Below are 26,698 nucleotides of genomic sequence, written 5' to 3'. Positions count from 1 at the left end.
ATGTCCCGTCGACTAGTCATGTTGCGCCACGGCCAAACCGAGTACAACGCCACGAAGCGGATGCAGGGCCAGCTAGACACCCACCTGTCCGCGGTCGGTGTGGACCAGGCGCGCGCCGCTGCGCTTCAGGTGAAAGATTTGGGCGTGGTGCGCGTGATTTCGTCGGACTTGATGCGTGCGAAAGATACCGCGGAGATCGTCGCCGCCTCCCTCGACCTGCCTGTTGAGGTGGATGCGCGCCTGCGTGAGACCCATTTGGGCCAGTGGCAGGGCATGACACACGAAGAGGTGGACCAGGCCTTCGTCGGCAAGCGTGCTGCGTGGAGGCATCGGCCGGACTGGGCTCCGCCGGGTGGGGAATCGCGGCTGGAGGTTGCGGCCCGGGTGCGTTCGCTTATCGACGAGCTGATGCACTCTTTTGAGGGCTGGGAAAATCAGACGGTGCTACTGGTTGCTCACGGTGGCGCGATCGCCGCTGTGACCTGCCATCTTCTAGGTTTGGAGGCGCACCAATATCCGTTGCTTTCGGGGTTGAAAAACACGAATTTTTCGGTGCTGACGGCGCGGCCGCGGTTTAACCCGGAGGCGCCGGCGCTGGATTTCACGCCTGAGACGGTTGGCGATGTCCAGTGGTATTTGGACGCCTGGAATCAAGGACTTGGGGGCTAGCATGACTGTTCGCATCGTGACTGATTCTTCCTCCGGGCTGCCGCAGCACATCATTAATGAGCTGGACATTACGGTTGTTGACCTGCACGTGATGGAGGAAGAGGGAGAGCAGTCCACCTCTGGTTTGTCCGCGCTGGAGTTGGCCGCCGCTTATGCGCGCCAGCTGGAGCGCGGCGGCGATGACGGGGTGGTGGCGCTGCACCTGTCGAAGGCGCTGTCCTCGACGTGGTCCTCGGCTGTGGCCGCTGCTGCCGTGTTTGATGGTGCGGTGCGCGTGGTCGATTCCGACGAGGTCGGCATGGCGGTGGGCGCGGCCGCGATGGCTGCCGTCACCGTGGCCAACGAGGGCGCGGACTTGGACGAATGCGAGCGTGTCGCGGAAGACACTTTGGCGCGTTCGCAGACCTGGATTTACCTGCACCAGCTGGATGAGCTGCGGAAATCGGGTCGCTTATCGACGACCACCGCCATGCTTTCGGCCGCGTTGCTGGCAACGAAGCCGATCATGCACGTGCGCGAAGGAAAACTGGAACTAGCAGGTAAGACGCGCACCCAAACCAAGGCGTTTACGAAGCTGGTGGAGTTCGTCCAGGAAGAAGCCGAAGGGAAGCCGGCGTTCGTTGCCGTGCAACACGCGGGGGCCGACGAATCCGCCGAGCTGCTCGAAGACATGCTCAATGAAGTGCTGCCGGAGGGCTCCACCGTGATGGTGACGGAACTGACGGATGTGCTGCGCGTGCACACCGGTGAGGGAGCGATTGGCCTGTCGGCGGTGTTCGCGGAGCCTGCGCCTGTGGATAAGTCGGCGAAAAAGTAGCGTTTGGGGCCGTGTCAACACGGTTATCCACAGATTTTTGGACGCACTCAGCGGGGTCGGCGCAGCTGGTTTAGCGTCACGGGTATGGACATCACACAACGCATATCCGAACTCACCCGACCGACGGGCGAAGAAGACCTTCTTAACGTGAACTACCCGAAGTCCCGTGTCGAAATCAGCACAAAACACGCCGTTATCGCGGCGCTCGTAGCGGTGGTGGGCCTGGTCAGTTGGGTGATCCTCGGACCGAATCAGACCGGCCCGCCAGGCGGGCAGGGCCCGCCCGATTCACAGAGCCAGCTCGCGCTAGCAGACCCGGCTTGGGCGACCGCAGCTAACCACACAGGGGCGCCAGCAGCAGCACCAGAGTCAGTGGTCGTGTCCGTGGTGGGCGCGGTGGATCATCCGGGTTTGGTCACGCTTGCCCCAGGCGCACGGGTGGCCGACGCCCTGGATTCGGCCGGGGCCCAGCCGGAGGCGGACATGATGGCCCTGAACCTGGCGCAAGTGCTGATGGATGGTCAGCAGATCGTCGTTACGCGCATCGGGGAGGCTCCGCCAGCACCACCACCGGGCGGGGGATCAGGCACGCAGGGCGTATCGCTGAACAGTGCCTCTGCAGCCGAACTGATGGAATTGCCCGGGGTAGGCGAGGCCACAGCGGCGGCGATTATTTCCCACCGCGAAGAGATCGGAGGGTTTAGCGACATAGCCCAACTACAGGACGTCAGCGGGATCGGCCCGGCGAAGTTCGCCAAGCTGCAGGGAGAGGTCGTGCTCTAGCAGAAACCCAGAGCTTAGTTCTCTGGGACTGGAGTGTCAGCAGGCAGAGTCGTTGCCATGCTGGAGGAGCCGTTAGAGCTGATGTCCTAAGGAAGCGCGGTGATCAGCGCGAAGACCAGGGAGCCGATGGCCACGACGACGGAGATGATGTCGGTGAGAGCGAAATCGCCAAACCTAGGCATGGGTGCATCCTTTGCGTGTTGGGGAACGAAAAACTGCGTCTAATATAGCGCGGTTCGCAATCGGGGGTGAAAGATTGTGACAGAACTCCGGCTGGTGCCGGCCGCCGTCGCCGCGTGGGCGGTCACGCTCGGGCTGCTGCTGGGTGTGCCCCAGGTGGGCCTCGCCGTGATAGCAGTGGTGCTCGGCTTCGCGGTGTGCCGCCAGCCCGGCCAGGCAATCGTCACCGCCACGGCCGCCGCCAGCGCCTGGACGGTCACCTCGCTGCGGCTGGCTGCACGCCCGGCGCGTGACGACGAGTTCCTCGCCCGCTTGACCAGCGCACCACGGCACCTCGACTCTGGCAGGTGGCTGCTCACGGTGCGTATCGACGACCACCCGGGTACCGTCACCGTCTTCGCCAAGGATGCCCCGGAGGGCCTGGCTAGTGGGGCAGTGGTGCAGGTAACGGGGTCGTGGTCTGAATCGGACCGGCCAAGTATCGCCGGGCACATTGTCAGCGGCAGCGTGGAACTGGTGGCCCCGCCGACAGGTTTCGACGCCTGGGCCGCCCACGTGCGCGCCACCTTCGCCGAAACTGTTGCCACCTTCGTGCCCGAGCACTCTCAGGGCTTGCTCCCGGGCATGGTGCTGGGTGATACGTCGATGCAGTCGGCCGCGGAGCAAGACGCCTATATCGCCACGGGGTTATCGCACTTGTCCGCGGTATCGGGGGCGAACGTGGCAATTGTTACCACCGCGGCCGCGATTCTCGCCCGGCTGTGCGGGCTGGGGCTCCGCTTCCAGATCGCGGCATCGGCCGTTGCTTTGGCGGTGTTCGTTGGCTTGGTCGGCACTGAGCCCAGTGTTCTGCGCGCAGCCATCACCGGTGCGGTGGGGCTGGTGGCGGTGCTGGCCTCGTCGAAAAGCGAACCCATCCACGCGCTGTGCCTCGCCGTGATTGCTCTGGTGCTGATTGATTCGGACATGGCTGCAAGCTATGGCTTCGCGTTGTCGGTCGCGGCGACCGCAGGCATCATCGTGCTGCAGCCCTTCCTGTACCGCGCGCTGGCACCTACCGGCTGGCCCGATATTGTCGTGCGCGCCTTGGGGGTGGCGATCGCCGCGGATCTTGTGACTATGCCCATCATCGCCCTGATGGCCGGCGAGGTCTCTCTTGTCTCTGTGGCAGCCAATCTGCTGGTCGCGCCCGCCACCGCTCCCGTGACCGTGCTGGGGCTAGTGGCAGTGGGGCTGAGCGTGCTGCCCGGCGGGCTAGAGCAGGTTCTGTACCTTGTGATCACTCCGCTGACCTGGTGGATCAACACCGTCGGTACCGGCCTGGCGGGGCTGCCGCTGGCCACCGTCGAGACCACTCCCTACTACGCGCTGCTGGGCTACGGTTGGGTCATCGCGGGGCTCCTGTTGCGGCGGCCCCGACTCACGCTTGTTGCCTGTTGCGGTGCCTACTGCCTGTACCTGCTCTAGGCGCGAAGGGCTAGACTGACCTTCATGGACTCAGCCGTACACCTAGTGCTTGGCGACGACACCTTCCTCCAAGAACGCGTCACCGAAGCGATCGTCGATACGCTACCGCCCACCGTGGAGGTACAGCACTTCAAAGCTGGCGAAGTCACCGAAAGCGAGCTGCTGCAAGCCACCAGCCCGTCGCTTTTTGCCGAGGAACGCGCTGTCATCTTCACCGGCACTGACCTGGCCGGCAAAGAGCCGACCGAACTGTTGCTGCAAGCCGCGGTTGACCCGGCGCCGGGCATGACACTGATCATCAACCACTCTGGTGGCGGGCGCAACAAAAGCTATGTGGCCAAGTTCAAGAAGGTCGCGCAGGTGCATGATGCGACCGCGCCAAGGTATGCCAACCAACTCTCACAGTGGATCACGGCAGAGTTCCGCCGCCACGGGCTGCGCCCCACCCCCGATGTGGTCAGCGCGCTGCAGGAATCCGTGGGATCAGACCTACGCGAACTGGCTAGTGCTGTGGAGCAGCTGGTGGAGGATGTCGACGGCGAAATCACCGTGGCCAATGTGCGCGCCTACTACACCGGCGTGGCTGAGGTCTCCGGTTTCGATATCGCCGACGCCGCGGTAGCGGGCAAGTTGTCGCTGGCGCTTGGCTCGACGCGCCGGGCCCTACAACTGGGGATCAGCCCGGTGGCCATCGCTGCGGCGCTGGCAAGCAAGGTCGGCGATATCGCCCGCCTGTACCAAACACGCGGTAAACCCGACCAAGTCGCGCGGAACCTGGGCATGCACCCGTTCGTTGCGAAGAAGACAATGCAAGTCGCCCGCAACTGGTCCGGCGAGGCGGTTAGCGAAGCCGTGATCCTGGTGGCCGACCTCGATGCAGAGGTCAAGGGGCGGGGTGGGGACCCGAAGTACGCCGTGGAGAACGCGGTACGCAGGATCGCGAAGCTGGCCGCGTGATAGCGTTATCTCCATGAGCAACGAAGTTCCCAACGACGTACAAGAATTTGCAGCGAAACTGTTCAACTTTGCCCGCACCGGCGACACCCAGCTGATCGATTACATCAAGCAAGGCGTCAACGTCGACCTGACCAACCAGGACGGCAACACCTTTGTGATGCTGGCGTCCTACTCCGGCCACGGCGAGCTAGTCAAGCAGCTGATCGAGGCAGGCGCGGACGTGAACAAGACCAATAACCGCGGCCAAACACCGCTGGCAGGCGTGATCTTCAAGAAAGAAGACGCAATTATCGACGACCTGCTTGCCGCTGGTGCCGACCCGCGTGCGGGCTCACCTGATTCTATCGAGACCGCCCGCATGTTTGGGCGAGAGGACCTGGTAGAAAAGTTCACGAAGTGAACCTTGCAGACCTAGGGGCCATCATTGTCGTCAACCTTGTAGGTGCGGCATCACCTGGCCCCGACATTGTTTTAATCACCCGGACCGCCACACGCTCTCGTCGACACGCACTGGCAACCGTCGCCGGTATCCAAGTTGGCGTGCTGATGTGGTGCACGCTCACCGTGCTCGGCGCCGCCGCCTTGCTCACGGCTTTTCCGTGGGTGTTGGAATTCGTCCAGATCATCGGCGGCGCCTGGCTGATCTACCTGGGTGTGAGCTCCATCCGCGGTGGCCTGGCCGAACGCCACAACCCGCCAAGCGACACCACCGAGGCCGAATCGCGTCTAGGCAGGCTGCGGCATTCTTTTGCCAAGGGCTTAACGACGAACCTCTCGAACCCTAAGATCGTGCTGTTCCTCGCAGCGCTGGTGGCCCCGTTGCTGCCACCGAACCCCTCGCTGAGTGTTGCACTGATCGTGATTGCTGCCCTGTGGATCCCGTCCTGGATCTTCCAGGCGGCCCTGGCCACCTTGGTGTCTACCCACGCGGTGCGCAATAAGTTGCTGCGGGCTGGGCCGTATATCGACATCGGTGCAGGCGTGTTCTTCGTTGTCGCCGCGGTGGTGCTCATCGTGCGCGGGGCTACTGGGTTGTTGGGGTAGGGCTAGCTCGCGTGGCAATCCTGCACCAGGTCCCACCCCCTGTGACCAGGGCTTTTAGATTGCAGAGGTGCAGGATGGCGCCATCCTGCACCCCTGCGTTTAGAAACCGCAGGTCATCGCGTACCCCACCTGGTGCAAGATTGCCCCAACGCAAAAACCCGCTATCCCAAGTGGAATAGCGGGCTCAAGCCTCAAGCCAAGAGGAAATTAATCCATCTTGTTGAGGGCCTTAGCCATGTTGGACTTCTTGTTTGCCGCGTTGTTGCGGTGGAACACGCCCTTGGTCACAGCCTTGTCCAGCTTGCGGGATGCAACGCGCAGCTGTGCCTGTGCGTTTTCCTTGTTGCCGGACTCTACAGCCTCGCGGAACTTGCGGATCTCGGTGCGCACTGCGGAGCGGATCGCCTTGTTGCGCTGACGGCGCTTCTCGTTGGTGATAACGCGCTTCTGCTGCTGCTTGATGTTTGCCATTTTTACCTCTTAGGAATCGATGTTTCTATACCAGTCGATCCACCCGCGAAGGGACTGCAGAACCGGCATTGAAGACGCGGACCCAAGGTACGTGACCGCGTTGCCGGCTCACCCAGAGAACGGGCGTGAACAACACCGCGACTTTAGCAGGCACGCTTTACGACGACCAAATCGCGCAGCTGCACAGTGCCAGCTCACGACCAGTTGAACATGCTGCGCAAACGGTTGGCCACAATGTTGAAGCGGCGCTGCGGGAACAGGATGCCGCGGCGTAGAACCTCAATTTCAGGCACGATCATCGTCTTGTCCAGGCGCAGCCAACATTGCGCGCCGTCCTCGTCCCACTCGCCGTTGCCGATCTCAAGCCAGCTGGAATCAGCCGCGTGCTGCGAATTCGAGGAAATGAGCAAGCCCAGAACTTTGTGTTGCTGTCGTCCAATGACCAGCATGGATCGCTCTTGCGGTGGGTGTGAGGGCACGGTCGCCCAGACGACCTCGCCTGGTTCGGCATGCCCGTCCAAGTCGGAGGAATAGTAAATGGAGCGCGCGAGGCGAGCGGTCGGTTCCACGCGCAAAGACCTGGCGACTCGGGGGCGGGTGGCAACTTTGGCGCGCCCTAGGCGTTGATTCAATTTCTCCAGACCAAGATCGAGGTCCTCGACGCGTTCACGACGAGCCTCACGGCGCTCTTCACGACGACGGGAAAGGCGCGCGGCAAGACGTGTGGCGCCGGTGTCACCCACATCGGAGTTGCCAGTTTCGCTGGCTTTACTCGATTGGCGTGGGCGCAAAATGTTCATGGTGATCAGTCCCGAAACGATGGGCGGTTACGAGACCAACTGTAACGTTTAGGTCACACGCGTCACAACCAGTAGAAAGTTGCACTGCCCAATATAGGGGTGGCCGGGTACGGGTGATCGTCGTAAAGCGTGGACAGGGTAGAGTGGGTGCGATTGAACAAGAAGGGACCCGTTACGGCCAATGGCAAAGAAATCAACAAATTTCGCCCAGTCCACCTTTACGGATCCTGCGCGGATCCGAAACTTCTGCATTATTGCGCACATCGACCACGGTAAATCCACCCTGGCCGATCGTATTTTGCAGCTGTCCAACGTGGTAGAGGCGCGCGACATGCGCGACCAGTACCTGGACAACATGGACATCGAGCGCGAACGCGGCATCACCATCAAGGCGCAGAACGTGCGCCTGCCGTGGGTGCCGACGACCGGTGAGCACGCCGGTGAAGAAATCGTGCTGCAGATGATCGACACGCCTGGGCACGTTGACTTCTCCTACGAAGTCTCGCGTGCGCTGGAGGCGTGTGAAGGCGCTATTTTGCTTGTCGACGCAGCTCAGGGCATCGAGGCGCAGACGCTGGCGAACCTGTACATGGCGATCGACAAGGGCCTGGAAATCATTCCGGTGCTCAACAAGATCGACCTGCCGGCTGCGGACCCGGAGAAGTACGCCTTTGAGATCGCGAACATTATCGGCTGCGAACCCGAGGACGTGCTGCGCGTGTCCGGCAAGACCGGCGAAGGCGTGGAAGCGTTGCTGGACACCGTCGTGGAGATGATCCCGCCGCCGGAATCCATCAATGGCGAGGACGCACCGGCGCGTGCCATGATCTTCGACTCTGTCTATGACACCTACCGCGGCGTAGTCACCTATATCCGTATGGTCGACGGCCAGCTGCGCAAGGGCCAGAAACTGCGCATGATGAACACCGGCACCACCCTGGAGCTGCTGGAAATCGGCGTCGTCTCACCCACGGCCACCCCCGTCGACGGGCTAGGCCCCGGCGAGGTGGGCTACCTAATCACCGGAGTGAAGGACGTCCGCGAGACCAAGGTCGGCGATACCGTCACCAGCGACGCCAAAGGTGCCGACGAACCACTGCAGGGCTACGAGGACGTCAAGCCCATGGTGTACTCCGGCCTCTTCCCAGTCAGCCAGGAGGATTTCCCGGCGCTGCGCGAATCGCTAGAAAAACTGCAGCTTAACGACGCCTCGTTGACCTGGGAGCCCGAAACTTCCGTCGCGCTTGGGTTCGGTTTCCGCTGTGGTTTCCTAGGCCTGCTGCACATGGAAATCACGCGCGACCGCCTCGAGCGCGAATTTGACCTGGACCTGATCTCGACCGCGCCATCGGTGACCTACCGAGTGGTGGCCGAAGACGGTTCGGAGCAGCTGGTGCACAACCCTTCGGACTGGCCGGAGGGGAAGATGCAGGCGGTGTACGAGCCGATCGTCAACATGACCATCATCGTGCCGTCCGAATTCGTCGGACCCACCATGGAGCTGTGCCAGACCAAGCGCGGCCAGATGAAAAACATGGATTACCTGTCCGAAGACCGCGTGGAGCTGCGCTACATCATGCCGCTCGGCGAGATCATCTTCGACTTCTTCGACATGTTGAAGTCCCGCACCAAGGGCTACGCCTCTCTGAACTACGAGGAGGCCGGCGAGCAGGAAGCAGACTTGGTCAAGGTGGATATTCTGCTGCAGGGCGATCCGGTGGATGCGTTCTCCGCGATCGTGCACCGCGACAACGCCCAGTGGTACGGCAACAAGATGACGAAGAAGCTCAAGGAGCTCATCCCGCGCCAGCAGTTCGAGGTGCCCGTCCAGGCGGCGATCGGCTCCAAGATCATCGCCCGTGAAAATATCCGCGCACTGCGCAAGGACGTCCTGTCCAAGTGCTACGGCGGCGATATTTCCCGTAAGCGCAAGCTGCTGGAGAAGCAGAAGGCCGGTAAGAAGCGCATGAAGTCCATCGGTTCGGTCACCGTTCCGCAGGAAGCGTTCGTGGCGGCGCTGTCCACCGACGAGGAGTAGGCGCCTACCGTGCCTACCGCGGCGCCTGCCGCGAAATCACCCGCACGTGGTCGCGCAGGCGCCACGTGACGGTGAAAATCGTCATGGCGTAGACCAGTCCCGTGGCGATATACAGCGAGTTCAGGCCCCACCACTTGTAGCTGAATCCGCCAACCAGCGCGCCCGATCCAAGCGCGGACGCGATGAGAAAGTGCTGCAGCCAGGCCGCGTGTGATCCGCCGAAAAGCGTATCGACGAGGCGCTGGCCCATCTTCACCATCGTTCCGGTCATGTAGGTCAGCGCCAAGGACACCTCGCCTTTGCGCTCAAAGATGCTGTTCATTGACCCGATGCCCAGCGAGACAAAGCCCACCGCGATGTGGGGCATTCCTGCCGCGAGGAAAACGCAGGCAATGGTGAAGAGCAGCGCCATGTTGATGACCACGACATTTTTCACAAACGCGATGGGGATCCGCCGGGCCGCAAGGCGGCGCACAAGAGCACCCTCCATCACCCCGAGCAGAAACAGCACCACACACGTGGCGGCGAGCTGGACCGTTGCCCAATCGCCGGTGGCGGACGAGGCCGCGATGCGGGTCACGTTGCCCGACATGAACGACAAAAACACCCCACCTAAAAACATGAAGGCGAGGGCATCGACGAACCCAGCAACAAAAGCAAAACCGGTGCCGGCCGCCAGTTGGCGTGGGGTATGACTTACAGCAGACACATACCGCAGTATAGGCGACGCGTCAGTGCCGCGGACCAGGTTAGGCGGGCTTAGGCGCGGCCCTCGCGCTCGTACTTGTACACGCGTGGCGGGCGGGGCCGGCTCGGCTTGGGCACGGGCAGCTGCGCGGTCTGGCGGTCACGCTCCGCACGCGCACGGGCCCAGGGCAACGCTCGGGTTTCCATCTCGTCGGCAACTGCCAACGCGTCCGGGGTACCGCGGTCACGCAGCTTGGCGATGGTGTATTCGATCTCGTCGGGCGCCAGTCCCTGGTGTAGTTTCCACTTGCCGACGACCTCTTCAACCTCAATCTCCACCGCAACCAAGGCGGGCAGAATGTCTTCCACCAGGCGCGGATCGGAGTGTGTCTCGACGCGCCACTGATCATCAAACTTCTCCACCAGCTCGTCGAGATGCGCGGTGCTAAACGCAACATCACCCTGCCGATGCCGCATGCGCCCCTTCATGTGCACGGTGAGATAATCCACGGACGGTACGCGCGGGACGCGGGCATCGGCCGGCTCGGGTGGCAGGTCCACCCCGGAGATATACGTGGTCGGGCCCTGCACCACGATCAGCACGTCCTCGTCCTCCCATTGCGTGTTCACGCGGGAGAAATGCGTTTCGACGACCACTCGGTCCCCTTCGCGCTTGAGCACAAAGGGCAGCAGCGTGGCCTCTATGCCGGCGTGATCGTTGGTGGTGATGAACTGGCCCATGCCCACCTGGTCGGCAAGCATGAGCGCATCTTTACGGTCCATGCGGTAGGCGTTTGTGACGTACATACCCCAAATACTACGGGAGAACCCGTATTAAAGCGATGGCCTCGTCGTTAAGCGTCCTTGTCCTTCTCCTCGGAGGCCAGGGCTGCGCGGCGTTCGTCGTCGCGACGCTTCAACTCGGCCTTCTCCGCGGCTTCCTTCGCTTCGGCTTCACGACGAGCGGCCTCGGCCTCTTCGTCGACGTAGCCGTCGGCCCACTCGCCGGTGCGGTAGTCGTAGTCGACCTTGCGGCCTTCTTCGTCGGTGCGCTGGTACCAGTCGGTGAGGGACTCATCGGTGGAGTCGAACTTTTCGCCCGCGCCGCGGCCTTCGGGGGCTTGGGAAATGGTGAGCTCGAAGTCGTCGCCGTGTTCCTCCAGGCCGCGCACCACGGCGTTTTCGACTGCGGTGCGGGCGTAGGTGCGGCGGATCGCAATCGGGTCGGTGGAGAGGTCTTTGATGAAGGAGACCATCATGCCCAGCAACACTATGGAGAACGGCAGGGCAATTAGGATGGTGAGGTTTTGTAGGCCGGACAGGGAGTCTTCGCCGCCGGAGAGCAGCATGACGATCGCGATGCCCATCATGCACAGACCCCAGAACACGACGACCAGCTTGTTCGGGGCAGGGTCGCCCTTGGAGCTCATCGTGCCCATGACCACGGAGGCGGAGTCGGCGGAGGTGATGAAGAAGACCGCCAGGGCCAGGATCAGCAAGAAGGGGGTGATGTTAGACAGAGGCAGTTGCCCGAACATGGCGAAGAGCACTTCCTCGCTGGAGGCGGTGCCGTCGAAACCTTCGATGCCCTCTTGGGAGAAGGTGATGGCGGTGCCACCGAAGACGGTGAACGCGAAAATCAGGATCGCGGTGGGCACCAGCATGGTGGCTATGGTGAACTCGCGCAGCGTGCGGCCGCGGGAGATACGCGCGATGAACATGCCGACGAACGGGGTCCACGCAATCCACCACGCCCAGTAGAAGGCTGTCCATCCAGCCTGGAAGTCGACGGTGTCCTGGCCCCAGGACAGAGAGCGCGAGGCCATGTCTAGGTACTCAGAGAGGTAGTACACGGTGCCGGACGGGATCAGGTTCAGCAGGAAAAGCGTTGGCCCGGTGATGAACACGAAGAGCACCAGCAGCAGCGTCAGCGAGATATTCGCGTTGGACAGGTAGCGAATGCCGCGCGAAACACCAGAGACTGCAGAGATGATGAATCCGGCCGACAAGATACCAATGATGATGAACAGCGCGGAATTGCCCAGCGGGCCCGCGCCAGAGACGATCTCTGCGCCGGTGGCGATCTGCGTGGCCGACAGACCCAGCGTGGCGGCGGTACCGAACAAGGTGGCCACGATGGCCAGCATGTCGATCACGCGCCCCACCACGCCCTGGGTTTTGCCCAGGCCAAGCAGCGGGGTGAACACGGAGGAGATCAGGGCAACACGGCCGCGGCGGTACATGGAGTAGCCGATCGCTGCGCCGACGAAGGAGTACAGGCCCCAGGCTGCTAGCCCCCAGTGGAAGTGGGCCTGGGCGACGGCCTGGTGGATCGCGTGCGGCGATCCGGCCTCGACGGTCTCCGGTGGCGGGTCAAGGAACATCCACAGCGGCTCGGACGGTCCGAAGAAGAAGATACCGACGCCGATACCGGCACCGAACATCATGGCGATCCACGAAAAGCGCGAAAACTCCGGCTCCTCGTTGTCCTTGCCCAGGCGGATCGACCCGAAGCGGCTAAACGCCACGACGATCATGATCGCGATACCGAGCAGCATCACAATATTGAGCAGCCAGCCCGCATTCTTCATGCCCCACGCGAACGCCGCCGATGCGGTATTGGCCACCGAATCCGGCGCCACCACGCCCCACGTAATGAACGCCAGGATGGCGGCGGCGGTCAGCAGGAACACGATCTTGTCGACGCCGAAGCGGTTACGCTGCTCATCGACGCTGATTCCCGGCACCAACGCCGGGTGGATTTTGTGCGGATAAAGATCTTCGTCCGCGTACTTCTTGTCAGTCTTGTCGGTCACGTTGTGTGGCACCGATTCCTTCGTGGGCGCAGGTCAATCCTTCACCCGGGTTGGTTACAGAATCTCTAAGTAAACCACAAAGGGAATGATTCGTCGCAATGCATGGTTGGAAGATGACATGAGAATCGATATTTGGTCCGACTACGTGTGCCCGTTTTGCACCATCGGCGAAAAGCACCTGTCCATGGCATTAGAGGACTTCGACGGCAAAGACGATGTGGAAATCATCTGGCGTTCCTTCGAGCTGACCCCCGACGCGCCGAAGGAGCCCACCGTGTCCGGCCCGCAGTGGCTGGCCGAGTCCAAGGGCATGGCCCCAGCGCAGGTGGAGCAGATGCTCACCGGGCTTGCCCAGCGCGCCGCGGCGATCGGCTTGGAGTTCAACTGGCGCGGTCAGGTCATCGCGAACACCTTTGATGCCCACCGCGTCGGCCACGCCGCCCGCGAGGCCGGCCTGGGCACCCAGTGGGATGCAGCACTGAAGCACGCCTATTTCACCGAGGGCAAGAACGTGGCCTCCCCAGAGACAATGCGCGAGCTGGGGGAGCAGGTCGGGCTCGACACATCGCTTATCGACGATGTCCTCGCTACTGAGAAGTACGCCGACAGCGTGAGCGAAGAAATCCAGGCAGCCCGCCAGATGGGGATCAACGGGGTGCCCTTCTTCATCTTTGACGGCAAGCTCGCAGTCTCAGGAGCTCAGCCGCCGGAGGTCTTTACGCAGGCTCTGAATGAGGTCCGTGCGGGGTAGGAACCCGGGCCGCAAGCTCTGCGACCTCGGCCGGGGTGAGGCGATCGTCGTTACGCGCGTTGCAATACTCAAGCATCGCGTAGCCGGCGGTCTGCGCCTCGACGTGGTCGGCCCATTTTTCTAGGGCATCGTCGGGGTGGTCCATGGCCAGGGAGTTGATGGCTCGGCGCTCGGAGAGTAGTTCGTACTGCAGGTCGCGTCGTTCCTCCTTCGCGCCTGAAGGCGGGCCGACCAGCAGCGCGCCTAGCAGGGAGCCCATGGCCTTGCGCACCCGGATGATCAGGCGGTAGTGGTGGGCGCGCTCCGCGGACGGGCGCCACAGCCACAGCAGGAGCGAGCCAAAGACGATGGAGATGGCTACCTCGGCGGTGCGGGCCCAGAAGACATCGCCAAGCGGCTGCTGCAGCGAATCACCCATCAGCAGCGCCAGCGGGGTGGTGAAAATCACGGTGAACGCGTAGTTCTTCGTCACGAAGAACTCGGCACCGAACTGGCACACCGCCAGCGCCAACAGCAGCGTGAGCCCATCGACTTCCAGCAGGTGGAACACGCCGTAGAGGCCAATGCCCACTAGGGAACCGACCAGGCGGTGCAGCCCGCGCACCTGGCCGGGGATGCGGTCCGGGCCCCACTGGATCATCAGCAGGGCGGACACCACGGCCCAGTCCGGACGGTCAAAGCCCAGCGCAATACCCACGATCGCCGATAACAGCGTGGCCATCAGCACCTTCTCCGCGGTGATATAGGCGTGGCTATGGCGGTTGGCGGAGCGTGTCAGCCGGTACATGATCGACGGCCGAGTATGCGGGATCACCAAGCGTTGCTCGTCGAAAAGTGCGCCCATGTCCGAATCGTTACCAAAACGGCTGCCGCCACCGCGCCGCGCCAGACGACGGTGCGCGTCCATCGTGCGTTCCACAAGGTGCGATTGGTGCTTATCGACGATCGCGCCGCCCGAAATGATGCCCGCATCACCAAGCGTGGACCATGCTTGCGCCACCGCCTGCTGCGCGCGGTGGTGCTGGCCCAAAGAAGAATCCTTCGCCTCAAAGACGGCGACTGCGCGGTCCGCAGTGATCACGGCCTGTCGCTCCGGGCCGTGCGGGTTAACCAGCGCACCGGACATGCCCACCAGGATCGCGGAGAGCGCGCCGACGATGGCCCAGCCGCCGACCTCGATCGGGTTCAGGCCGGACTTCACCATCATCGTGGAACCGCCGGCGACCATCACGATGAAAAAGACGCCCGGCGGCCGCAGGCGCAAAGCATTCTGCACATACGTACCCACCGTGGCGATGATCACCGTGTATACCGCCGAGAGCATCAACCACCAGTGTGAACCGCCCGCCTGCAACTCATCCCACATAAACGTGCCGACGAAAGCACCCACCGTGGCACCAGCGACCAACATCGCCGCCGCCCACGCCATAATGCGGATGCGTGCCCGGTACGGGTGGCCCTCGCCGTAGATCACGATGAACCCGCCCGAGGCGATCAGCACCGTCGCGTCCGGATGTCCCAGGAGCAGGGCGATCATGCCGGGCACCGTCACGGCAATGGCGGCGCGCAACGCGCCGGGCCAACGTGGCTCCGACGAATTGAACGCCGTAAACAGCCGCCATGGGTTGGGGCGTTTCGGTAAAGGTTCGAGTTCTACGGCACGGGCAGTTCTTTCATTCACACGTCACACCATAGTGGCGGTGACTTCCATTGCAATTACCGCGGTCTCCCCACCAGGCAAATCTACGCCCTCGGCGTTGGTGCCCAGTAGTGCTGGTTCGACGCACACGAAGTTGTCCCATTCGCCCTCGCCGAGATCCCCAAGGCGCGCACCTCCCTCCGCGCCGGGGTTCCACAGCACGGTGGAATCAGTGCCCTCCGCGGTGATGGTCAGGCGGCGGTTGGCATCCTCCACCGTGACCTCTGGGGCTGCCAGGGCGATCCGGTCCGTCAAACCAGAGAAGGTGAAGTCACCCTTGTACAGCGCCTTGTCATGGTTGACGCGGTCCCACACATTCACGCCATCGATGCCACGCACCACCACGTCAGCCACCGCGCTGACCGCGAAGTAGGGGTGGAACGCCAGCTGGATTTTGCGCACAGTATCGCCGGTGTTGGTGCAGCTGAGTTCGAAACGCCAGCCGTTCTCGATCTCTTGCGCGGCGAAACGAAGCTCGAGGTAATCGTCGTTAAGCGTGCCCTGCGTTCCATCGATCTCCCACACGCTGGAGCGGGCCCAGCCGTGCTGCTGGTCGCCTAAGAATTTTGCGAACCAGGGGGCGATCAGTGGGAGGCCGCCGCGCACGGGCGCGCTGCCGTCGAGGGCGGCGTCCGAGGAGACGAAGAAGAGGTCGCCGGTTGGGGTGGGGGCGGAGAGGACGTGGGCACCATAGTCGAGGATCTTCATGGCTTCAGCTTAACGGTAGGATCTGGGCCGTGAGAACAGTTTCAGCAACCTACGGTGGCCTGACCATCCACGACCACACCCTGCCCGTGCCGTGGGACCGCACCGACCCCACCCGCGGCAACTGCCAGCTCTTCGCCCGCGAACTGGTCGCCGATCCCGCCGCGCCCACCTTGCTTTACCTGCAGGGCGGGCCCGGCAACCCGGCGCCGCGGCCCACGGACATCGACGGCTGGCTGGCCACCGCCCTACGCCACTACCGCGTGGTGTTGCTGGACCAGCGCGGCACCGGTCGTTCCTCGCGTGTGGACAGGCATTCGCTTAACGACGATTCCCTGCTCCCACTGCTGCGCGCCGACAATATTGTGGCCGACGCCGAGGAGCTGCGCCAGGCGCTGGGGCTGGAGCGGTGGGACGTGTTGGGGCAGTCCTTTGGCGGGTTCTGCATCACGCACTACCTGTCGGTGGCGCCGGAGTCGGTGGGGCGCGCGTACTTCACCGGCGGCCTGCCCGGGGTGGGCGTGCATGCCGACGACGTCTACCGCGCCACCTTTGCCACGATGGAGCTGCGCCACCGCGAGTTCTACGATCAAGTTCCGTGGGCGGAGGAGCGCGTGCGCGAGGTGTGCCACCACCTGGACAACGCGGATGAGACGTTGCCCACCGGGGAGCGTTTGAGCTCGCGCCGGCTGCGCACCGTGGGTATCGGGTTGGGACGTGGCAATGGCATTGCGGACATGGCCATGTTGTTTGATGCACCTTTCTATACAGTGCGCGGCGAAAAGCGACTGCAGCCCGATTTCCTGGCGGAGGTGGGTCAGCGGGTCAGTTTCGAGCGCACCCCGCTGTATGCCCTCATCCACGAATCCATTTACGGGGCGCCCGGCGCGGCCACGGCGTGGTCGGCGCAGCGCGTCTCTGAGCAGCTTGAGGGTTTCGCACCCGATGCTGACCCCACAGGCGAGGACCCCTTCTACCTGACCGGAGAGCACATCTTCCCGTTTCTTTTCGACGAGGACCCGGCCCTGCAGCCCCTGCGCGAGGCCGCCCACCGCCTGGCCGTCAAGGATGATTGGTCGGCGCTCTATGATCCGTCCGCGCTGGCCGAAGCGGAGAGCAGCTGTGCCGCCGCGGTGTACACCAACGACATGTTCGTCCCGCGCGCGATGTCGCTGAACACAGCCGCTTTGCTGCCGCACATGACCGTGTGGGAGACCGCGAAGTACCAGCACGACGGCATCCGGCGGGCGGGGGACACGATCGCCGACACCCTCTTCCACCTTGCCCGCAGGCTATAGTCGATGCCATGAATGAGGCCAGTAATGAGCAGGCGCTGATCGACGAGCTCTCCGCTGCCTTCGAGGTCCATCAGGAGCATGTTCTGGACCCAGCGTTGTTGTTCTATATTCGTCGTTAAGGTGTGGGGCATGATTGCTGAATGGATCGCAGACGAGCTGGCCGCCGGCCGCACCGACCTGCAACGCATGCTGGATACCTCCCCTTTTCCACGCCCAGCGCTACGCACCGTGGCCGAGGCTGGCGATTTCAGAATCGTCGACGGGCAGGTCATGCTTGACGACGATTACCGCGGTGAAACGTGGTTCGTGGAAGGTTCTGACCTGGTTGATCGCGGTGATGGCGTGGTGGCCTGGACGGTGGATGTGGAGGACACGGAAGCCTCGCTGCGCGTGCCCCGCGCCCTGATCAGCGTGCTGGGCGTGCCGCGGATGGATCGGGTGGTGCTGCGCTCTGAGGCTGGAACTCACCTGGTCAGCTATGTTCACGAACCGATGCTGGGGCCTGTTGCCGCCATGTTGTCTGGGCCTGGGCGGGTGACCTTCCTTTTCGATTCGGTGGCCCGCACCCTGGCGGTGGAGACATGAGCCGCCGACTTTTCGCCGCGCTATCCATTCCCGATGAGGCGCGTGAGCACCTGGTGACCGCGCTGCGCCCCATCCGCGAACGCGAGGGCAGTGTGCTGCGCTTCACGGACCCGGATAACTGGCACATCACCTGCGCCTTTTACGGTGACACGGCCGAGGACCCCGACGTGCTGCTGCGCCACCTCGCCGCCGCGTCCACCGGCCCGTTGGACCTGTACCTCTCCGGGGCCGGCTGCTTTTCTTCGCGCACCTTGTGGATCGGCGTTGGCGGCGACACCGCACGCCTGCGCGGACTGACGGCCGGCAGCGTCCTCGACGACGACCAGCGCGACCGGCAGCGCGCACACCTGACCGTCGCCCGCGCTCACAACCGACTCCAGGACCCGTGGCTGCTCGGCGACCTCACCCATGCCCTGAGCGTCTACCGCGGACCGCAGTGGCGCGTGTCGACGATCGGCCTCTACGAATCCTTCCTGGGCCAGGGCCGTTCGGGTGGGCCGCGTTACGAACTGCTTGGTGAAACCCACCTCTAGCGGGATCCGGCACCCACACAACCTAAAGCGATATAGTCCTCGGCACATAGTGCGTGACACCAACTGGTTGTCAATAACCTAGTCGCACTATGTAGCGAGGACTATATGCATTTGCGAAAAAGGGGAGGGGAGGTCAGCGCGGGACGGCGTCCAGCAGGTGCCGGGTGTACTCGTGTTGGGGGTTGGCCCAGATTTCCTCGGTGTCGCCGGCTTCAACGATGCGGCCTTCATACACAACGGCGAGGGTGGGACACACGGTGCGCACCACCGACAGATCGTGGGAGACGAACACGAGGGTGAGGCCATCGTCGTCGACAAGCGAATTCAGCAGGTCAAGCACCTGGGCGCGCACTGTGACATCGAGGGCGGAGACGGGTTCGTCGGCAAGCAAAATCTCGGGGCGGGGGCTGGCGGCGCGCGCAATCGAGATGCGTTGGCGCTGGCCGCCGGAGAATTCGTGCGGGTAGCGGCCGGCCACCCCGGGCAGCCCGACCTGCTCCAGCACAGCGTCGACGGGGGCGTCGCGGCCGCCGGCCTCGCGGATGGAGGTGCCGACGGTTAGTCGCGGGTTCAGGGAGCCGGCCGGGTCCTGGAAGACCATCTGCAGGCGACCGCCCACGCGCACGGTGCCCGAATCCGGGGTACTCAAACCGGCGATCAAACGCAGCAGGGAGGTCTTGCCGGAGCCGGAACCACCAACCAGCCCGAGGCGTTGGCCGCGGCGGACGGTCAGTGACATATCGTCGACGGCGAGGGTGTCGCCGCGGCGCAGGCTGACGCGGTCCAGCTCGATCACAGGCTCACCCAGCGGGCGCGCAGCGGCGGGCGGACCGGGGCGCGAGGCAGCCACGAGGGCTTGGGCGTAGTCGGAATCCGGGGCGACGGTGCGTCCGTGTTGGAAAATTAGCACGCGCTCAGTCATGCGGCGCACCACCGCCAGGTCATGGGAAATGAACAGCAGCGCCATGCCGCGTTCGGCAACCAGGCGCTCGATCAGGTCAAGTACCTGCGCCTGCGTGGTGGTGTCCAGGGCGGTGGTGGGTTCGTCACAAATCAGCAGGTCGGGCTCGCCGGCTAAGGCCTTGGCGATCAGCACGCGTTGGCGCTGTCCGCCGGACAGCTCATGCGGATAGGCGCCGGGCCGGGTGACACCGACGTCGGCCAGGAGCTCGTCGGCACGCGCCGCATCGCGCGAGACCTGCCGGCCCACGGGCATGAGCGGATCCAGCGCGGTCATCGGTTCCTGGAAAACCATGCCGATCTTCCGGCCGCGGATCTTGCGGGTCACGCGCGCGGGTGCGGTGAGTATGTTGTGCTTATCGACGATCACCTCGCCCGAGGCGTCCACGGATCGCGGCAGCAGGCCCATCAATGCTAGGGCCGTCATGGATTTGCCGGAGCCGGATTCGCCGATGATGCCCAGGCGCTCGCCGGGGGCGAGGTCAAAGGAGATGTCGTCCAGGATCTGGTCGCCTGAGGCGCTGCGGATCGAAAGGTTATGAACGCTGATCATGCCGTCTCCTTCCCTGGTACAAGGCGTCGGCTACCCGCCAGCCCGTCGCCGAGCAGGTTGAAGCCCAGCACCGTGGCGGCGATGGCTATACCGGGGGCGATCGCCAAGTGCGGGGCGGAGGCCAGGTAGCCCTGGGAAGCCTGCAGCATGCGGCCCCAGCTGGCATAAGGGGCAGGGGTGCCCAGGCCTAGGAAGGACAAGCCCGCCTCCGCAAGGATGGCCAGGGCAAAGCCGACGGACATCTGGACGATGATCACGCCCACAATATTGGGCAGGATATGCCGCCACGCGATCATCGGCCCGGACACCCCGGAGATGCGGGCGGCGAGGATATAGTCTTGCGTCATCACCCGCAGCGTGCCGGCCCTGGCCACGCGCGCAAAGCCTGGGATGCCGGCAATCCCGATCGCCAACATCACAATGCTCGTGGACGCCCCAAACACCGCCGTAAACACGATGGCCAGCAACAACGCCGGAAAAGCCAGCAGCAGGTCCGCACCCCGCATGATCAAGGTTTCGGCCCAGCCACGCCGCTGCCCGGCCATGATCCCCAGCGGCACGCCCACCAGCGCGGAGATCGCCACCGCGACCAACCCCACCGCCAAGGTCACCTGGGCGCCTTCCATGATGCGGGAGAGAATATCGCGACCAAACTGATCAGTGCCCAACCAGTGGGCAGCACTCGGCGCGGCGAGGCGATCGTCGACAAGCGCCTGCGTGGGGTCATAAGGCGTCCACACCACAGCGACCACCGCCATGATAACGACCAGGCCCACGATGCCCGCCCCAATCCAACCAGAGAGTTTCATGCGCGACTCCTCAGCCGAGGGTCGATGACCCGGTACGCCACATCCACGACCAAATTAACGGTGAGCGTGAATACGACCAGCAGCATCATCACCGTCTGCACGGTGGTCAGATCGCGGTTGGCCACCGAATCGATCAGCATCGACCCCAGTCCCGGAATCACGAACACGCGCTCAATTACCACCGCGCCCACAATCAGGCTGGTCAGCTGCAGCCCCGTCACGGTCAGCACAGGCAGCGCCGCGTTACGCAGAGCATGGCGGTAGAGGGCTTCGCTTGTCGACGATCCCCCCGCCCGAGCCGTCCGGATGTAGTCCTTGTGCAACTCCTCCACAATCGCGCTGCGTACGTAGCGGGTCAAAATCGTCGCCTGCACCAAGGACAGCGCTATCACCGGCAACACCAGGTGGGACACGAACGCCCCGAAGTCCTGGCCCGGCGGAACCCAGCCGTTGGCGGGCAACCAGTTCAGCCGCACGGCAAAGACCGCCACCAGCAAGATACCCACCAAAAAACTGGGCACCGCGATGCCCAGCTGGGTACCCGCCGACACGATCGCCGCATCCGGGCGGTGGTCGCGCCGGGCCAAATACACACCCGTGGGGATCGCGATCAGCAAGGAGACCACCATGGCCGCCCCGCACAGAATCAGCGAAACCTGCGCCCGATCTACCATCAGCGGTGTGATGTCCTGCTGGCTGGCCAAAGAGATTCCGAAATTGCCGGTGAGCAGCCCAGCCATCCAATCCAGATACTGGGCGATCAGGGGCCGATCCGTGCCCAGGCGGGCCGAGAGCTCCGCCACAGACTCGTCGGTGGCGGTGACCCCCAACGCGATGCGCGCCGGATCACCAGGGATGGCGCGCAACAACACGAAGATGATCACGCTGGCAAGAAACAACATGATGACAAAGCGGGCGAGCATCCGGCCCGCGAAGTAAACAACACTGGAGGTCATGGGCGCTGCACCCCCGCCAGCGGAAGGGCATCGGTGATCACATCGGCATCGATGCCGATCACCCCAGGTGCTGTGAGCACAATATTCGGACTATTCGCCAGTGTGAGTGCGCCGGCATCCGCCATGATCTGGTCCACCGCGGCCTCCATGTGGGTGACCTGGCGTGCGGTATCGCCCTCGTCGGCAAGCGCCAGCTCCTTGCGCACTTCTGGGGAGTCGTAGCGCAGGTAATAGTCCGGATTGCCAAACAGCGCGGGGATATCGCGCGGCTCCACATGCGCGATGATCGACGCCTGATAATCGTGCTGATTCATCACCTGCCCCAACCACACCGCAGGAAACTCCAAGGTCTCCAACGTGACGCGGAAGCCCACCTCCGTCAGCTGCGAATAAATCAGCTCCGCGGCCTTCTGCGCATAAGGCTGGCTGGGCACAGAGATTGTGAGCTCAGGGGTGCGACCGGCCAACAGCTCGCGGGCGCGCGCCGGGTCGAAGGGGTAGTAGTCGCGGCCGGTGTACCACGGGTCGCTCGGCGGGACCGGCGCCCCACCGGTGTTGGTGCCCAAGCCCTCGTAGACCACCTGGTTCAGCGCGTCGCGGTCGATGGCGTAGGCGGCGGCCTGGCGCACGGTCGGGTCGTCGAAGGGGGCTGAGTCATTGTTCATGGAGAAGATCACCTCGCCATTGGTGGAGCCGACTTGGACGCGGTAATCGTCGGGAAGCGAATCCAGAAGCTCAGGCGCCTGGAGTGCCCACACCACGTCCACATCGCCGGCGCGCAAAGCGTTGACGCTGGCCACAGAGTCCGCGAAGTAGCGGATCGCCGCATTATGGTGCGCCGGCGTAGACCAATAATCCTCGCGCGCGGCAAAGGTAATCGACTCGCCCACATTAAAACGATCCACCGTGTACGGCCCCGTGCCGACCGGGTCCGTCGCCAAAGAATCCACCCCATTTGGCGTCATCATCGCCCCCGTCAGCGTGCCCATCGACCACAACCACCGATTCGACGGAGCACTCAGCGTCACGACGAGCGTGTGCTTATCGACGACATCCACCGACTCCACCGGATCCATCTGCGCCTTCAACCCGTTCGTCCATTCATTCTTCACATAGTTGATGGAAAACGCGGCGGTTTCAGCAGTGAACTCGTCACCATTAGAGAAGAACACCCCCTCGCGCAGCTCAAAGGTATAGCGCAGGCCATCGTCGTTACGCGCAATGCTCTCCGCCAAGTGGGGGACGGGGGTGCCGGTGTCGTCGATGCGTACCAGCGTTTCGTACACGTTGGACATGAGCGCTTGAGGGATTGCGGCGCCGCCGGTGGTGGTGAAATCGAGGCTGGCGGGTGCGCCGGACGTGCCGACGACCACTCCCGCGCCCGCGACCCTGCCGACCTGCGTCGCCGTGGAACCCGCGGAGCACGACGCCAGCAGCCCGGCGGTGCCCAGCACGGCTACCGCGCGGGTGGCGGTGCGGGTCGCCCTGTTCGTTGCCATGCCTGAAAAGGTTAATAGCTTGGGCGCGGGATACCTAGTCGCTGTCGGGGATGTCTACCCACAGCGGGGAGGAAGCGCCGCGCACGCTGTTCATGCCTAACTGGATCTTGTCGCAGCGATAGCGGTAGTCGGCGAGCTCGACCGGCTGGCCGGAGTGTGTGTAGCAGCGCATGGTCAGGCGCAGGAGGGGGTAGCCCTCGTCGACCTTGAGGGATTCGGCGTCTTCTGCGGAGGCTGGGATGGCGATGAGGGTGCGCGAGACGTTGTTGAAATCGACACCCATGCGGAGCAGGTGGCGGTGGATGGAGCCGTTGTCGGCGTCGAAATCGAGCAGGTGGCGGCCGATCTCGGCGGGGAAGTGCATCCTTTCAACCATGATGGGTTCGCCGTCCGCGGTGCGCACGCGGTGGACGGCGACCGTCTGCTCTTCCGGCGCGATTTCGAGTGCCTCGGCGACTTCCGCGCTGGCCGGCTGGCGGGCGATCCACAGCGTGTTCTGCCCGGGTTCCTTGCCTAGGGCGCGTAGCCAAGCGGTGACGGAGAAGACGGAGTCGAAAGATTCGGTGGGGATGTTTTCCAGCACGATGGAGCGGCGCCCACGCCCCGAGGAGATGAGGCCTTCTGCGCGCAGCGTGGACATCGCCTGGCGCACGGGGCCGCGCGATGAATCAAATTGCTGGCACAGCTCCGCCTCGGAGGGCAGGGGATCGCCAGGCGCGTAGCGGCCAGTGAAAATTTCTTGCCGAATGAACTCGGCGATTTCCTCGTGTTGCTGGGGTGGCCTGAGGCTCGACATCTCTATCCTTCTATTCTTTTTCGGCGGGTCCACAACACATGAAAACAGTTTCCATGGCACCGAATGCGTTTTGATTATACTTCTGGATCCACACCTTGCGAAAAGGAATGACCCGAGGCACAAAGATTCTCAAAGTTCCCACTAGGGTGGCATTCGTTTGACCTGTTCACGGGTTTATCGACGCCCAACTCGGGGGCATGGAAACCTTAGGTATCCACTGTACCTGTTCCACTGTGTCGGCAGGCATAAGGAATGTCTAACGAAACCGAGTGGGGTGTGGGCCGATAAGCTAGGAGCCAAATAAAAGGAAAGGGCGCAATGTTCGCGGTTCTACAAGGCTTCGGCGTAGTGATCATCGTCATCGCCGTCGGCTACTTCCTCGCCCGCGGCAACGTGCTGGGCAAAGGCGGGTCGCGCCCGCTGGCTTTATTGGTCTACAACGTGGCCACCCCGGCGCTGCTGATCGACCAACTGCTTAACACGGATCCCCGCGTTGTTCTTGGGCCGCACTTTGCGGTGGTCGCGGCTTCGGCGGTGATCGTCGGGCTGCTCGCGTTTCTCGCCTTCCGCCTGCGCGGGTGGGATACGCCCTCGTCGATGGTGGGGCAGCTCGCCGCAAGCTACGCAAACGGCGGCAACCTGGGCATCCCGCTGGCGGTGTATTTGCTCGGCGATGGTGCCGTGGTCGTGCCCGTCATCCTGTTCCAAGTGGCGTTCTACGCGCCCGTGATGCTGACCCTGCTGGACATCAAAACCACCGAGGCTACCGATTCCGGCTGGCGCCACAACATTGCCGTCGCGCTGCGCAACCCGATGCTCATCGCCGCCGTCATCGGCCTTGCACTGGCACTCAGTGGCTGGGACGTGCCCGCGCTGATCACAGAGCCGATCGGCATCCTTGCCGGCGCCTCAGTGCCCCTGGCACTTATGGTCTTCGGCATGAGCCTGCACGGTGCCGAACTCCGCCTCACCCGCGGCGTGGCGCTGGCCGCTGGGTTCAAAAACATCGTGCACCCGCTCATCGCCGTGGCCCTGGCCTACTTCCTCTTCGGCATGGAGGGCCAGGCCCTGTACACCGCCGCCGTGCTCGGCGCGCTGCCGACCGCGCAGAACGTGTACACCTACGCCGTACGATTCCGCACCGCCACCGACCTGGCCCGCGACACCGGCGTCGCATCAACGCTGCTGTCGCTGCCCGTCCTGATCGTCATCGGCCTCGTCTTCGGGGCCTAATCTGTCGCGCCGCTAGAAGTTGCCGGGATCGCCCACCATGTTGGCCGGATCCAGGCCCCACGCGTCGGCGAGGATCTCCATCGACGCCATCGCCTCAGCATTATTACGCCCCTGCAGCGAAATCATCAGCTCATCGGCCTTCGCCAGCTCCGCAAACTCCTCCAGGTACTGCACCACCTCCGGGCCAGTACCCACACCGGTGAAGCGCAGCATATCGATGATCTGCTGGCCCTGGTGCGAGTTCACCACCTGGTCGAGCTGCTCGTCGTTAAGCACCGTGCCGCGGCGCCCCATCATGGTCTTCACGCGGTTGCGGTGCACCCCGGCGGTCTGCTCTTCGGCTTCCTCGCGCGTCGGCGCGGCTGTGACGTTGACCGCCGCGATCACATATGGCTCATCCAGCACCTCAGAAGGCTCAAAGCTTTCCTTGTAGTACGTCGTGGCCTGCACCAAGTGCTGCGGCGCGAAGTGCGACGCGAAGGAGTACGGCAGCCCCAGCTTCGCGGCAAGGGTCGCGCCAAACATGGAGGAGCCCAGGATGTACAGCGGCATCTTCACGCCCACGCCCGGCACGGCAGTCACCCCAGGCACGGTCGGGCGCCCGCGGAAGTAGCCGTGGAGCTCCACCACATCCTGCGGGAAGTTCTCGGCGGCGCGGGGGTCTCGTCGTAAAGCACGCCCCAGCGTGTTCTGGTCGGTGCCGGGCGCGCGCCCCAGGCCCAGGTCGATGCGGTCGGGGTAGAGCTCGCCGAGCGTGCCGAACTGCTCCGCGATCACATAAGGGGAGTGGTTCGGCAGCATCACGCCGCCGGCGCCCAGGCGGATCTTCTCGGTCTTCGCGCCGATGTGGCTAATCAGCACCGCGGGAGAGCTCGACGCGATGGTCGGCATATTGTGGTGCTCGGAGTACCAAATCCGCGAATAACCCAGCTTCTCCGCGCGCTGCGCCAGCTCGACGCTACGCTGCATGGATTCGCCGGCGGTTTCGCCTTCGTAGATCGTGCAGAAATCAATGAGGGACAGTGGCAGACGGGCCATGGGGGTCCTTTCTTTGGTTGCGTTGTGCCCCCACCCTACACATCCTGCGTTTTTGCTTTACGACGATCGCGTGGCCGAAACATGGTACCGAAGCTAGTGGCGCGCGCAACCGTTGTGGCGTGGGCCACTGTTTTTCTGTGGATAACTATGTTGTTTTCCACAGGTTTCGGACATGTGCCGGCTACCCCCGCGCTTGGGTTGTGTGGGTGTTTTAGTGTCAGGTTCATGACCATTAACGACATGCTCCGGGACGCAGGCACCAGCGCCATGACTTTGCTGGCCGAGAGCGTGTCAAGTTGTTTGTGTGTGGGGCGTGATTATTAGAGGTAGGGCTCGAAGCGGTCAGGGTAAGCCACAGACATCTGGTTGATGGCCTGCTTCCAGTTCGTCNCCCGCCTGCCCTCGATCAGCCGGCCGCTGGTCGCCGCGACCCGTTTGCCCTGCTTAGCGCGCTTGGCGGCCCGTTTGTCCTCAATGTTGCAGATCATCAACCACAAGGTTTTGATCGCAGACTCATCGTTGGTGAACTGCACCCGATTCCGGGTGGCTTTACG

At 63.5% G+C, this 26,698-nt stretch carries 26 protein-coding genes and 1 pseudogene; 13 read left to right on the top strand and 14 right to left on the bottom strand.

The features are described from left to right. The 7 genes from B097_RS0108585 to B097_RS0108550 all read left to right on the top strand — a co-directional run bounded on the left by B097_RS0108585 (window position 1) and on the right by B097_RS0108550 (window position 5,917). The gene (locus tag B097_RS0108585; RefSeq protein ID WP_026254409.1) at window positions 1–669 is read left to right on the top strand and encodes a histidine phosphatase family protein; all 669 of its coding nucleotides are present in this window, start codon (window positions 1–3) and stop codon (window positions 667–669) included. Between the two features lies 1 nt (window position 670). Continuing rightward, a complete protein-coding gene (locus B097_RS0108580) occupies window positions 671–1,486 on the top strand; it encodes a DegV family protein (protein WP_018582120.1) in 816 nt (271 codons plus the stop codon). 84 nt (window positions 1,487–1,570) lie between these two features. Continuing rightward, the gene (locus B097_RS0108575) at window positions 1,571–2,269 is read left to right on the top strand and encodes a ComEA family DNA-binding protein (protein ID WP_018582119.1); all 699 of its coding nucleotides are present in this window, start codon (window positions 1,571–1,573) and stop codon (window positions 2,267–2,269) included. A 258-nt stretch (window positions 2,270–2,527) separates the two neighbouring features. Beyond that, on the top strand, window positions 2,528–3,916 hold the full coding sequence (locus B097_RS0108565) for a ComEC/Rec2 family competence protein (protein ID WP_018582117.1): 1,389 nt from the start codon (window positions 2,528–2,530) through the stop codon (window positions 3,914–3,916). Between the two features lie 24 nt (window positions 3,917–3,940). Then, window positions 3,941–4,873 carry a DNA polymerase III subunit delta gene (gene holA, locus B097_RS0108560; RefSeq protein WP_018582116.1) on the top strand — a complete coding sequence of 311 codons (933 nt, stop codon included), beginning with the start codon at window positions 3,941–3,943 and terminating at the stop codon, window positions 4,871–4,873. Window positions 4,874–4,886: 13 nt separating this feature from the next. Continuing rightward, window positions 4,887–5,273, top strand: coding sequence for an ankyrin repeat domain-containing protein (locus tag B097_RS0108555; RefSeq protein ID WP_018582115.1), 387 nt, complete (start codon window positions 4,887–4,889; stop codon window positions 5,271–5,273). Next, complete coding sequence (locus B097_RS0108550) at window positions 5,270–5,917, top strand: LysE family translocator (RefSeq protein WP_018582114.1); 648 nt, start codon at window positions 5,270–5,272, stop codon at window positions 5,915–5,917. Before B097_RS0108555 ends, B097_RS0108550 begins: the two co-directional genes overlap by 4 nt. A gap of 207 nt (window positions 5,918–6,124) precedes the next feature. Here the strand turns inward: B097_RS0108550 and rpsT are convergent, their stop codons facing one another. Continuing rightward, on the bottom strand, window positions 6,125–6,388 hold the full coding sequence (gene rpsT, locus B097_RS0108545; protein WP_018582113.1) for a 30S ribosomal protein S20: 264 nt from the start codon (window positions 6,386–6,388) through the stop codon (window positions 6,125–6,127). Window positions 6,389–6,582: 194 nt separating this feature from the next. Then, the gene (locus B097_RS0108540) at window positions 6,583–7,188 is read right to left on the bottom strand and encodes a type II toxin-antitoxin system PemK/MazF family toxin (protein WP_018582112.1); all 606 of its coding nucleotides are present in this window, start codon (window positions 7,186–7,188) and stop codon (window positions 6,583–6,585) included. Between the two features lie 181 nt (window positions 7,189–7,369). Between B097_RS0108540 and lepA the strand changes: the two genes are divergently transcribed. Further along, window positions 7,370–9,226, top strand: coding sequence for a translation elongation factor 4 (gene lepA / locus B097_RS0108535; protein WP_018582111.1), 1,857 nt, complete (start codon window positions 7,370–7,372; stop codon window positions 9,224–9,226). A 13-nt stretch (window positions 9,227–9,239) separates the two neighbouring features. Here the strand turns inward: lepA and B097_RS0108530 are convergent, their stop codons facing one another. Genes B097_RS0108530 through B097_RS12765 form a run of 3 tightly spaced genes read right to left on the bottom strand, consistent with a single transcriptional unit; the run spans window position 9,240 to window position 12,741 of the window. Beyond that, a complete protein-coding gene (locus B097_RS0108530) occupies window positions 9,240–9,935 on the bottom strand; it encodes a YoaK family protein (RefSeq protein WP_115324619.1) in 696 nt (231 codons plus the stop codon). Window positions 9,936–9,985: 50 nt separating this feature from the next. Continuing rightward, the gene (locus tag B097_RS0108525) at window positions 9,986–10,720 is read right to left on the bottom strand and encodes an FMN-binding negative transcriptional regulator (RefSeq protein ID WP_018582109.1); all 735 of its coding nucleotides are present in this window, start codon (window positions 10,718–10,720) and stop codon (window positions 9,986–9,988) included. A 47-nt stretch (window positions 10,721–10,767) separates the two neighbouring features. Beyond that, window positions 10,768–12,741, bottom strand: coding sequence for a BCCT family transporter (locus tag B097_RS12765; protein WP_018582108.1), 1,974 nt, complete (start codon window positions 12,739–12,741; stop codon window positions 10,768–10,770). Window positions 12,742–12,847: 106 nt separating this feature from the next. Here B097_RS12765 and B097_RS0108515 point away from each other — a divergent pair, with 106 nt between their 5' ends. Next, window positions 12,848–13,480, top strand: a complete 633-nt coding sequence (locus tag B097_RS0108515) for a DsbA family oxidoreductase (RefSeq protein WP_040429541.1) — start codon at window positions 12,848–12,850, stop codon at window positions 13,478–13,480. On the opposite strand, the gene B097_RS0108510 is transcribed toward B097_RS0108515, so the two are convergent. Together B097_RS0108510 and B097_RS0108505 are read right to left on the bottom strand one after the other, a co-directional pair. Next, window positions 13,446–15,161 (bottom strand): FUSC family protein, encoded by a 1,716-nt coding sequence (locus B097_RS0108510; RefSeq protein WP_018582106.1) that lies wholly within the window; start codon window positions 15,159–15,161, stop codon window positions 13,446–13,448. The genes B097_RS0108515 and B097_RS0108510 overlap by 35 nt on opposite strands. A gap of 3 nt (window positions 15,162–15,164) precedes the next feature. Beyond that, complete coding sequence (locus B097_RS0108505) at window positions 15,165–15,887, bottom strand: aldose epimerase family protein (RefSeq protein ID WP_018582105.1); 723 nt, start codon at window positions 15,885–15,887, stop codon at window positions 15,165–15,167. A 29-nt stretch (window positions 15,888–15,916) separates the two neighbouring features. Between B097_RS0108505 and B097_RS0108500 the strand changes: the two genes are divergently transcribed. The 3 genes from B097_RS0108500 to thpR all read left to right on the top strand — a co-directional run bounded on the left by B097_RS0108500 (window position 15,917) and on the right by thpR (window position 18,300). Then, complete coding sequence (locus B097_RS0108500; protein WP_018582104.1) at window positions 15,917–17,182, top strand: alpha/beta fold hydrolase; 1,266 nt, start codon at window positions 15,917–15,919, stop codon at window positions 17,180–17,182. 129 nt (window positions 17,183–17,311) lie between these two features. Continuing rightward, a complete protein-coding gene (locus tag B097_RS0108490) occupies window positions 17,312–17,767 on the top strand; it encodes a hypothetical protein (protein WP_018582102.1) in 456 nt (151 codons plus the stop codon). Further along, the gene (gene thpR, locus B097_RS0108485) at window positions 17,764–18,300 is read left to right on the top strand and encodes an RNA 2',3'-cyclic phosphodiesterase (protein ID WP_018582101.1); all 537 of its coding nucleotides are present in this window, start codon (window positions 17,764–17,766) and stop codon (window positions 18,298–18,300) included. Before B097_RS0108490 ends, thpR begins: the two co-directional genes overlap by 4 nt. A gap of 133 nt (window positions 18,301–18,433) precedes the next feature. On the opposite strand, the gene B097_RS0108480 is transcribed toward thpR, so the two are convergent. Genes B097_RS0108480 through B097_RS0108460 form a run of 5 tightly spaced genes read right to left on the bottom strand, consistent with a single transcriptional unit; the run spans window position 18,434 to window position 23,873 of the window. Next, on the bottom strand, window positions 18,434–19,813 hold the full coding sequence (locus tag B097_RS0108480; protein ID WP_018582100.1) for an ATP-binding cassette domain-containing protein: 1,380 nt from the start codon (window positions 19,811–19,813) through the stop codon (window positions 18,434–18,436). Beyond that, the gene (locus B097_RS12760; RefSeq protein WP_018582099.1) at window positions 19,810–20,622 is read right to left on the bottom strand and encodes an ABC transporter permease; all 813 of its coding nucleotides are present in this window, start codon (window positions 20,620–20,622) and stop codon (window positions 19,810–19,812) included. Before B097_RS12760 ends, B097_RS0108480 begins: the two co-directional genes overlap by 4 nt. After that, complete coding sequence (locus B097_RS0108470) at window positions 20,619–21,578, bottom strand: ABC transporter permease (protein ID WP_018582098.1); 960 nt, start codon at window positions 21,576–21,578, stop codon at window positions 20,619–20,621. Before B097_RS0108470 ends, B097_RS12760 begins: the two co-directional genes overlap by 4 nt. Further along, the gene (locus B097_RS0108465) at window positions 21,575–23,077 is read right to left on the bottom strand and encodes an ABC transporter substrate-binding protein (protein WP_018582097.1); all 1,503 of its coding nucleotides are present in this window, start codon (window positions 23,075–23,077) and stop codon (window positions 21,575–21,577) included. The genes B097_RS0108470 and B097_RS0108465 overlap by 4 nt, the downstream gene beginning before the upstream one ends. A 34-nt stretch (window positions 23,078–23,111) precedes the next feature. Continuing rightward, window positions 23,112–23,873 (bottom strand): GntR family transcriptional regulator, encoded by a 762-nt coding sequence (locus B097_RS0108460; protein WP_018582096.1) that lies wholly within the window; start codon window positions 23,871–23,873, stop codon window positions 23,112–23,114. 318 nt (window positions 23,874–24,191) lie between these two features. Here B097_RS0108460 and B097_RS0108455 point away from each other — a divergent pair, with 318 nt between their 5' ends. Further along, window positions 24,192–25,106, top strand: a complete 915-nt coding sequence (locus B097_RS0108455; RefSeq protein WP_018582095.1) for an AEC family transporter — start codon at window positions 24,192–24,194, stop codon at window positions 25,104–25,106. A 12-nt stretch (window positions 25,107–25,118) separates the two neighbouring features. Here the strand turns inward: B097_RS0108455 and B097_RS0108450 are convergent, their stop codons facing one another. Together B097_RS0108450 and B097_RS12755 are read right to left on the bottom strand one after the other, a co-directional pair. Beyond that, on the bottom strand, window positions 25,119–26,144 hold the full coding sequence (locus tag B097_RS0108450; RefSeq protein ID WP_018582094.1) for an LLM class flavin-dependent oxidoreductase: 1,026 nt from the start codon (window positions 26,142–26,144) through the stop codon (window positions 25,119–25,121). Window positions 26,145–26,464: 320 nt separating this feature from the next. Next, window positions 26,465–26,698: pseudogene (locus B097_RS12755) on the bottom strand (IS256 family transposase); the annotation flags it as partial.

The sequence above is a fragment of the Corynebacterium pilosum DSM 20521 = CIP 103422 genome (assembly GCF_000373805.1).
Classification (GTDB): Bacteria; Actinomycetota; Actinomycetes; order Mycobacteriales; family Mycobacteriaceae; genus Corynebacterium; species Corynebacterium pilosum.
This window is presented reverse-complemented; position numbering and strand designations above follow the sequence as displayed.